The organism is Paraburkholderia polaris (assembly GCF_012927345.1).
In the GTDB taxonomy this organism is placed as follows: Bacteria; Pseudomonadota; Gammaproteobacteria; order Burkholderiales; family Burkholderiaceae; genus Paraburkholderia; species Paraburkholderia polaris.
Window position 1 is genome coordinate 306863 of sequence record NZ_JABBGJ010000001.1, and the last position, 9335, is coordinate 316197.

A 9335-nucleotide genomic window follows, 5' to 3' on the forward strand; every position below is an offset into this window, starting at 1 on the left:
ATCAAGGTCAGCATCGGTTCGAGCAAGAGCCAGAGCCAGTCGTCAGAGGATCAAACGACGCAGCGCGGCTCCAGCGTCCAGGCAGGCGGGACTGCGGGATTCGTTTCGACGAACGGCGATGTGACTATCGCCGGGTCGAACGTGAAAGCGAACGATGTCATTCTTGCGGCAAAAAACCAGGTGAACGTCATCAATACGACGGACACGGATTCAACACGTAGCTCGAACAGTTCGAGCAGCGCGAGCGTGGGCGTGCAGTACACGCTCGGCGGCGGCTTCGGTGTTTCGGCCGCGATGGCGAATGCACACGGCGATGCAAACAGCGACGCATCGATCCAGAACGCCTCACACGTCACGGGCGCGAACAGCGTCACGGTAATTTCTGGCGGCGATACGAACATCATCGGCTCGCAGATCAGCGGCAAGCACATCAATGCGGACGTGGGTGGCAACCTCAACATCGTGAGCGTGCAGGACATAACGGACAGCGCGGCGCACCAGAGCAGCACGGGTGGCGGCTTCACGATCAGCCAGGGTGGCGGCAGCGCGAGTTTCAGCGCACAGAACGGTCATGCGGATTCGAACTATGCGGGCGTGAACGAACAGGCCGGGATCAATGCGGGCGACGGTGGATTTAACGTCAACGTCAGGGGCAACACGGGCCTGACGGGCGGCGTGATTTCAAGCACGGCGGACGAGTCGAAGAACAGCCTGACAGCTGGTACGCTCACGTTCAACGATATCCAGAACCAGTCTCACTATGACGCCAACAGCAACGGTGTCAGCGCAGGCGTTGGCTTCGGCGGTAGCACCGGCAAGTCGGTCGGACCGGGTTCGGTAAGTGGCCATCCCGGCGTGTCGCCGATGATTTCGCAGAACGAGAGCGGCGATTCGAGCGCGACTACGCGCAGTGCAATCAGCGCCGGCACGATCAACGTGACGAACGGTGTGGGCCAGACTCAGGACATTGCGAACCTGTCACGAGACACGACCAACACGAACGGCACGGTGGCGAAAACGCCGGACGTGAACGGCATCCTGAACCAGCAGGCCGACACGATGGAGGCGGCACAGGCAGCGGGTCAGACCGTATCGCAAGGCATCGGCGCGTATGCGGACATGAAGCGCGAAGACGCGGCGGCGGCCTACAAAGCCGCTTCTGACCGCGGCGACAGCGCGGGCATGGCTGCGGCGGCTGCGGACTATAACAACTGGAAGGAAGGCGGCGATTCGCGCGCTGAACTGCACGTTGTGGGCGGCGGCCTCATTGGTGGGCTCGGTGGCGGAAGCGCGCTCGGGGCCATCGGCGGTGCGGCGGGCGCGGGTCTGGCATCGAAGATGGCCGGGACGCTGAACGATATCTCGAAGGGCGTTGCATCAGCGACGGGGTCCGATCTGATTGGCAACCTCGCGGCCACCATCGCAGCGGGCGTGGGCGGCGCTGTGGTCGGCGGTACGGCTGGTGCCGCGATGGCATCGAATGTCCACCTGTATAACCAGTCGATGGACGATGAACGCCAGTTGACGGGCGACTCCGGGAGGAAGTCTCCTACGCTGTTCTCCCTGGCGATGCAAGGCATTGCGAATGGGCTGAACGCGGTTATTGGTGTCGGCGGCGGCGTACCGCCCGCTGCAAGTCCGGGTGTCGCGCTCGCGGAATCCGGTGCGGCGAACGCTGTACCGAAGGCGCCGGGATACTTACCGGACAATGCTACCTTGGCAAGCGGCGGAAACAATAATCGACTGCCGATCCCTGAGACAGTAACGGCCGATAACGGCCTGCAAGTTGAGTCAAATCCGAAGCACACTCCGGGAATGCCCGGAAACCGCCCAAACGCGGGTACAGAGCCGAACGATTCGCTATCCCTGTTCAACTCTTCCATTCAGGGCGGCGAAAAGACAAGGTTCGCGATAGATTCCGACGGCAACATCAACAGGTTCTACTCCGACGGGAACGGCGCCTATCATTGGACTGGATCAACTGGCGACTCAAGGGCACCGATCGATGTTTCAACGATTCCAATTTCGGTTAAGCGGACTCTTGGATTTAAAGGAAAGTAAATGTTATCTGGAAATCCCGATACTTTCGCAATTTGGTGCGATGCGGTTGACGCTTGGTCGACTGATCGTTTTAAGAACGGTTGCTTCGCTTATTTTATAGGCGGTGAAATTCTATGGTCCTCAAATTCAACTCTTGGAGTTGACCTTAACTTGCTGTCCGCGATGGATTGCTTAAAACGCAATCTAGAGGACGCGGACCTTTTCGATTTGCCCGCGAAGGATGCCTACGTGGTACTTGTCGCGCGCGCGTTTCCTTCGATGGACTCTGACGCGAAAGAAAGCGACTACAGACATTTGGTGTCGATCGGTAGCTTGTTGGACGACGGGCATCAGGTCTTTTTGGTCGAGTCGGGAGAGAATGCGAAGCTGATTTTCGGCCGACGCATTGAGCCCTCTGTCGTTCATGAACAAGTTCTGCCTCGGGGCGAGTTTCAATCAGTGGTACGAGACGCGCTCACAAAGAGCAAACCCGCACAAACATCATGACAGAAATGAAATCGCATTTTCAGGGCAAGCATGGACATCCCGATATCGTAGTTTCCTTACCTTCCGGCCCGGAGTTTGGAGGAAAACCGATACTATCGTACTTCGAAGATGCGGTTCGACAAGGAACGGTTTTCAGGGCCGGCGAAACCGTTCAGATGGGCTGGATGATGCTGATGCTCAAGGCCACCGCAAACGGCGAGTTGGACGTTTGGGAACCGCGGTTCGGCGAGGTTCCGATCGTTTGGGAACGCGGCGCAAGCAGGACGTACCGACAACTTATAGTTCAGAAGAGCGTAGCGGAACTGTTGGACATCGAGCCTTCGTTTCCTTCGTTGAGGCAGTCCGGGGTTGTATCCCCTGACTTCATGGCGTCAAGGAACCTTCAGATGTTCCGCGATCCTCCTGCGGGTAGCGATTCAGGATGGCTCTTTACCACGGAAGAAAACGTTTCAAGCGATGGCCGTTTGGCCTCACTGTTCGAAATTGCAAGCAAGCGGCCGGAAATAATTCCCTTCCTAGCTTTACCCGCCTCGTCATCGGTTGTGCTGAAGGATGGGGAAGTAAAGATCAGCTTCGGGAAGAAGGAAGTCGGATCAGATTCCAACGAACTTTTGCGTAGACTGCCGGCGAGTGACCTCATCGGTTAAAACGAGACCATAGGGGCCGCTTTCACAGACGATAGCGGCACGCCACACGAGTAGTAACCCAAATCATCATGAAAATTCGAAAGAGGCTGGCGGCTCTGCCGCTGACAGCCCTGGTCGCTCTCGCGCCAAATGCGCCGGCACAAAGCCTCGGCGGTATAGAAACCGAACAGAACCAGCAGCAGCGACGCGACGCGCAGCAGCGCGAAGCCGCAGTATCGGCGCCTGTCGTGCGTTCCGATCTGCCGAAGATCGAGGCGTATCCCGCACTTCCTCACGAGTCACCATGCTTTCGCATCGAGACATTTGCGCTCAACGTACTTGAATCCCTGTCGGCAGCGACGCAGAAGAAAGGCGCGTCGGCGTTGCCGCTCGACCCTTTCGCGTTCGCGCGCGAATGGCTCGACCACTACAAAGGCCAATGTGTCGGCAAGGAAGGCATCGACGTGCTCACCAAGGGATTGCAGCAGGCGATTCTGAGCCGCGGCTATGTCACCACGCGCGTACTCGTGCAGCCACAAGACCTGACGGGTGGCACGCTGACGCTCGCGCTTGTGCCCGGTATCGTGCGCAGTATCGCCTTCGCCGACCCGTCAATGTGGGGCACCTGGAAGACCGCCTATCCGACGCGCGGCGACGACGTGTTGAATCTGCGCGATCTTGAACAGGGTCTGGAGCAGATGAAGCGCGTCGGCAGCCAGGACGTGAGCATGGAAATCCGGCCGACTGACGTACCGGGCGAAAGCGATGTTGTGCTGACGGTCAAGCGCGCGAAGCCCTGGACTTTCGTTGCTTCGGTCGATAATTCAGGCACCGAGTCGACGGGTAAATGGCAAGGCAACGTCAGCCTTGGCATCGACAACCCGCTCGGCCTGAACGACATCTTCACAGTAGGCGCGAATCAGGATTTGTCGTTCGGCAACAAGGCGCTCGGCTCGCATGGCTTCAACGGCTCGTATTCAATTCCTTGGGGCTACTGGACCGCCACGCTTTCGGGCAACACGAACACGTACTACCAGAACATCGCGGGTGTGAATCAGACATTCGTGTCCAGCGGTAACTCACAAACGGCTGCGCTAAAGCTCGCGCGCGTTATCTCGCGCAGCCAGAACGACATGCTTGGCGGCTACGTGCAGCTATCGAAGCGCTTCGGCGACAGCTTTATCGACGACACGACCATTCCGACACAGGCGCGCAACAACACCTATCTGGAACTTGGCGCGACCGACCGCCATTATTTCGGTGGCGCGCAGCTCGACGGCACGCTTGCCTACCGACAGGGCATCGGCGGTTTCGGCGCAACCGCCGACCCGTATCCCGATGGTCCGACCTACCGCTATCACATGGCCGTGCTCGACGCGAACCTCTCAGTTCCGTTTGCGATTGCCGGTCAGGGCTTCCGGTACGTCGGAACCGTACACGGCCAGTTCACCAACGACACGCTGTTCTACATCGACGACCTGACCATCGGCAGCCGCTACACGGTGCGCGGCTTCGACGGAGAAACGATGCTTGCGGCCGAACGCGGTTTCTACTGGCGTAACGAACTGCAATGGCCGATCTTCCAGACGGGACAGACGCTGTATGCGGGGATCGACTACGGGCGCGTGTTCGGACCGAACACGGCGACACTGGAGGGGACGCAACTGGCGGGCGCGGTGATTGGCATTCGCGGCGGCGTGCCGGCGAAGTATGTCGGCGTGTCCTACGACCTGTTCGCAGGAACGCCGATCTACAAACCTTCAGGGTTCCCGACCGCGCGGTTCACGGTCGGGTTTCAGATGACAGCGCAGTTCTGACTAGTGCCGAAGTTCCACGACTTCGCCCGTGCCCATCAGTTGCTCTAACTCCTCAACGTCATCGGGTCCGAGCGTTAGGGCGTATTTCATGCACTTGCTGTCGAGTTCGGCCTCATCCACGCCTTTTTCCGCGAGTTCTTCAATCGCGCCGATGATGCCAGTCATGTTCGGCAACGTCGGATGATTGTTTCGGGCCATGTTTGCGAGCGCTTGAATCCGCCTCATTGTTTCCGCGAAGTCCTGGGCGTTTAGCATCGCCCTGTGATTGAAGCGTTCGAGCATCGCCAGACGGCGTCTCATTTGGTCAGGTGTAGATGTTTCGGCGGATACGGCTGCTGCTTGCTGCGTCATGGTGCGGACTCCGTTCATTAAGGACGGCCCGGCCTACCAGTTCAGGAAGGGTGAGCGGGCACGATAACAGGGTTAATGGAATGGACGCCCCCTCTCCTGCGGTGCGGATATGCCAAAGTAAGGGTCTCAAGCGTTAGCGCGAAGGAGAGCATCATGAAGATCGCGGCCATTGGCCTTGACCTTGCCAAGAACGTTTTTCAGGTCCACGGCGTCGACCCGCGCGGCGTCCCCGTATTAAGGAAGCAGCTAAAACGCATTCAGGTGCTGCCATTCTTCGCCACGCTGGAACCCTGTCTAGTGGGCATGGAAGCCTGTTGCGGTGCACACTTCTGGGCGAGAAAGCTGCAAGCTTATGGGCATACGGTCAAGCTCATTGCGCCACAGTTCGTCAAACCTTACGTGAAGAGCAACAAGAATGATGCCGCGGATGCAGAGGCAATCTGTGAAGCCGTCTCGCGACCGAACATGCGGTTCGTACCCGTCAAAAGCATCGAGCAGCAGGCGATCCTTGCACTGCACCGGGTCCGGCAGGGATTTGTTACCGCGCGTACCGCCCACGCAAACCAGATCCGCAGTCTGCTCGCAGAATACGGTCTGGTTGTGCCGCAGGGCATTCATCATTTGCATCAGGATGTCCCTGATCTTCTGGAAGACGTCAGTAACGAACTGCCGGGCGTATTCCGGCAACTGGTCATGCATCAGCTCGACTATCTGCGGGAGCTGGACCGGCAGGTGCAACTGCTCGAAGCGCAAATAAAGACCTGGCATCGGGAGAACGAAGCAAGCCGCAGACTTGCGCAGATTCCAGGCATCGGACCCATCACCGCTACTGCGCTCGTCGCATCAGTGGGCGACGCGCGATGCTTTGCAAGCGGCCGGCAACTAGCGGCATGGATCGGTCTGGTGCCGCGCCAGCACTCAAGTGGCGGCAAACAGGTGCTGCTCGGTATCGGCAAACGTGGGGACGCTTATCTGCGATGCCTGCTTGTCCACGGTGCACGGGCCGTGATTAGCGCCGTACGCCAAAAAGCCGACACCTCCACAAGCTGGCTAGGTCGTCTGCTTGCACGGCGACACACGAACATCGCAACCGTGGCACTTGCCAACCGCAATGCGCGCATCGCCTGGGCCTTACTTGCACATCACCGGGAGTTCTGCTCCGACTATGGGCGCGCAGCACCTGTCGTCTGACACATGGACACGGAGATTAACTGATACAGGATAACTAACTAATGGATAGGCGGTAGCTTCCAGCGATTGCGCGGGCAATCATGACGTGATGGCAAAACAGGTGAGACCGGGATCGGGAAAATTCTGTGGTCTGCCACGCGCTTCGAGCGCGAAGGGTTAACGAGAAACCGATCTGCGCATTCCATCAGGGACAGAGGCAAGTCCTCACAAGTCCGGATGTATGGCTGCAATCCTTTATCTGCTAACGATCACCGAATGACGGCTGTGCAAACTGTGGGCGTCCATGTATGGCAGACCGGCCACGTTGGACAACAACCGGCAGACCGGTGTCGGGACCGTACGCGGTGGCCGATCTGTATCTGAACTCGCCGTCGACGAGCCGCAACCAGAACCTTCTGGTTGCAGGGATTCGGCATCGCTTCTGACACCGTGGCGGAGTGTGCTTTGCTGGCGCGATAACAGGCAAGATGCGTTTATTCGCGGCTTTATGGCGCGCCTATTCAGCGTCGCATTGAGCTGCACCTCGATATCCCTGAGCAGCTGCACCTGCATCTGCTCAGTCAGCGTCGCCATCTCGTCCTGCAAGCACTTTGTGTTTGACCCTTCCCGAGTCGCCGCCAACCCGATACGGCGCGATCTGAAGGCTCGATTTTTCAGAGCGCCACATTCAACATGCGTTTTCATCTCGGCCACTTGCGGCCATTCACCAGTGGCCGCTTTCCGGCAGCGTGCTCGTTGCACTGGTCGGATCTTCGAACTGGCGCCATGCGTGCCGTTGAGCGGGAGGCGATTCCTGAAGATCCGTGGACGGGCCACGCGCCGCGACAACCCATGCGATACTTCGTTTTCGAAGACCGCGAAAAACGGCCGTCTGCATCGCGCCAGCTATCAGACAGCCGCGTACACGCCACCCAAGCATCTTTAGCGAGGTCGGCCAGCGTTTCCCCCGACATAGTCGGACCTTCTGCGAACTGTCGCGCACCGACGCGCATGTTCGTAGTCATCGGAACGCGCCATGAACAGTTACCTCGATTCCTTGTCTCCATCGACACGTCCCCGCATCGCCATCATCGGGGCCGGCCTTGGCGGATTGACGCTCGCACGTGTCCTGCACGTCAACGGCATCCCCGCGACGATTTACGAAGCCGAAGTCTCGTCCGATGCGCGAGCGCAGGGCGGCTTGCTGGACATCCACGAATACAACGGCCAACTCGGGCTGAAAGCCGCAGGCCTCCACGACCAGTTTCGCGCCCTCACGCTTCCGTGCGAGGATGCCAAGCGCGTCGTTGATAGGCACGGTAACGTCCTTCTCGATAAGCCCGGCTCGGGCAGCACGGCCAAGCCTGAAGTTGACCGAGGTGCGCTGCGTCGTCTCCTGATGGAGTCGCTGCCTGTCGACACCATCCGGTGGGCCCGCAAGCTTGCACAGGCGAACCGCCTCGTCGGCGGGCAGCACCAGCTGGTCTTTGCCGACGGCTCGACGACCACGACAGATCTGCTGGTCGGGGCCGACGGAGCCTGGTCAAAAGTTCGTCCGCTTCTGTCTGTCGCAGACCCCGCGTACATTGGCACGACCTTCGTCGAGACCCGTCTCTTTGACGGCGACACCCGACACCAAGCCGGCGCGAAGGCAATTGGCAGCGGCACGTTGATGGCGGTCGAACCGGGCAAAGGCATCCTGGCGCACCGTTACGCGAACGGCACCCTGCATACCTACGTCGCATTGAACAAATCGGAAGCGTGGATCGGCGCCATCGACTTCAGCCAGCCGACGGCCGCACTTCATCGCCTTGCAAACGAATTCGACGGTTGGGCCCCGCAGCTCCGGGCATTGATCACCGATAGCGATACTGCGCCGATCGTGAGACCCATCTATGCCCTGCCGGTCGACCACCGGTGGGAACGCGTTCCAGGAGTTACGCTCGTTGGCGATGCTGCACATCTGATGTCGCCGTTCGCGGGCGAGGGAGCCAACCTCGCTATTTTTGATGGCGCCGAACTCGGCCAGGCGCTGCGCGACCATCCTGGTGACATAGAGGCCGCGCTAGCAATCTATGAACAGGCGCTCTTTCCTCGTAGCGCCTCCTTCGCTGACCAGACGGCCCAGAATCATCGGCGCTTCTTCGGCGAGGATGCTCCTCGGAGCGTGGTGGAGTTGTTCTCTGCACACTAATTGCATGCGGGTAGCTGGACCAGCAAAACGAGTTGCGCAACGCATCGCTGGCGGGATTCGCTTCTGCGCTGTATTGGGCGAAGAGTTTCACTCTGGCGCAGGCCGCAATGGGGTGGCAGCGGAATCCGTTTACCGATGGGCATGAACGTCCGGTTTCCGGCGGCCGACCCCTGCCCCTCGGAAGACCGCTGTGGGTTGGTTCATGCCTTTGGCATACTCGCCGCGATCAGCGATCAGCGATCAGCGATCAGCGATCAGCGATCGTGCGAGGTCTGCGTCGGACCGCGTTCGGCCACTTTCGGACAGTCGACACCGCCGCACGGATCGTTGACAATCCGTCCGCATCGGCGCCGGCGCTACTCTGCGACGCTTACGATCCTTGGAGAAATAGGAAATGAAAATCCGGTCGGTAATCACGTACATCCTGTTCTTCGGCCTGATTTCGATTTTTCCCGTTGCGTTCGTCCTGTCCGGTGCTGTCTCTGATTCTTTCGCAAATGGTACGCTCCGTGGCCGATTCGATCCTGTATGGATCGGGTTTGGCGTCGCCACGCTCGTTGTTGCCGCGATCTGTATGCTGACTGGAATGTCGGCAAAACAGGTAGGTTCGAACAGGCGGATTAGCAGCCG

General features: G+C 59.2%; 7 protein-coding genes and 1 pseudogene. 7 read left to right on the top strand and 1 reads right to left on the bottom strand.

What is annotated here, in order from left to right; all coding sequences use genetic code 11:
• Positions 1-12: 12 nt before the first annotated feature.
• From HHL24_RS44730 to HHL24_RS01300, 4 genes and pseudogenes are all read left to right on the top strand, one after another.
• Positions 13-1539: pseudogene (locus HHL24_RS44730) on the top strand (hemagglutinin repeat-containing protein); the annotation flags it as partial.
• A gap of 522 nt (positions 1540-2061) precedes the next feature.
• The gene (locus tag HHL24_RS01290) at positions 2062-2547 is read left to right on the top strand and encodes an immunity 42 family protein (protein WP_169483555.1); all 486 of its coding nucleotides are present in this window, start codon (positions 2062-2064) and stop codon (positions 2545-2547) included.
• Positions 2544-3194 (top strand): immunity protein Imm33 domain-containing protein, encoded by a 651-nt coding sequence (locus HHL24_RS01295; RefSeq protein ID WP_169483556.1) that lies wholly within the window; start codon positions 2544-2546, stop codon positions 3192-3194. The genes HHL24_RS01290 and HHL24_RS01295 overlap by 4 nt, the downstream gene beginning before the upstream one ends.
• 68 nt (positions 3195-3262) lie before the next feature.
• Complete coding sequence (locus HHL24_RS01300) at positions 3263-4990, top strand: ShlB/FhaC/HecB family hemolysin secretion/activation protein (RefSeq protein WP_169483557.1); 1728 nt, start codon at positions 3263-3265, stop codon at positions 4988-4990.
• Here HHL24_RS01300 and HHL24_RS01305 read toward each other — a convergent pair whose 3' ends face one another.
• Positions 4991-5341: a hypothetical protein gene (locus HHL24_RS01305; RefSeq protein ID WP_169483558.1), complete on the bottom strand. Its 351-nt coding sequence runs from the start codon at positions 5339-5341 to the stop codon at positions 4991-4993. It abuts the gene before it with no gap.
• 153 nt (positions 5342-5494) lie between these two features.
• Between HHL24_RS01305 and HHL24_RS01310 the strand changes: the two genes are divergently transcribed.
• From HHL24_RS01310 to HHL24_RS43555, 3 genes are all read left to right on the top strand, one after another.
• Positions 5495-6532: an IS110 family RNA-guided transposase gene (locus tag HHL24_RS01310; RefSeq protein WP_169483559.1), complete on the top strand. Its 1038-nt coding sequence runs from the start codon at positions 5495-5497 to the stop codon at positions 6530-6532.
• Between the two features lie 1015 nt (positions 6533-7547).
• Positions 7548-8705 carry an FAD-dependent oxidoreductase gene (locus HHL24_RS01315; RefSeq protein WP_169483560.1) on the top strand — a complete coding sequence of 386 codons (1158 nt, stop codon included), beginning with the start codon at positions 7548-7550 and terminating at the stop codon, positions 8703-8705.
• Between the two features lie 394 nt (positions 8706-9099).
• On the top strand, positions 9100-9335 hold a 236-nt coding region (locus HHL24_RS43555; protein ID WP_206002658.1), incomplete at its 3' end, for a hypothetical protein.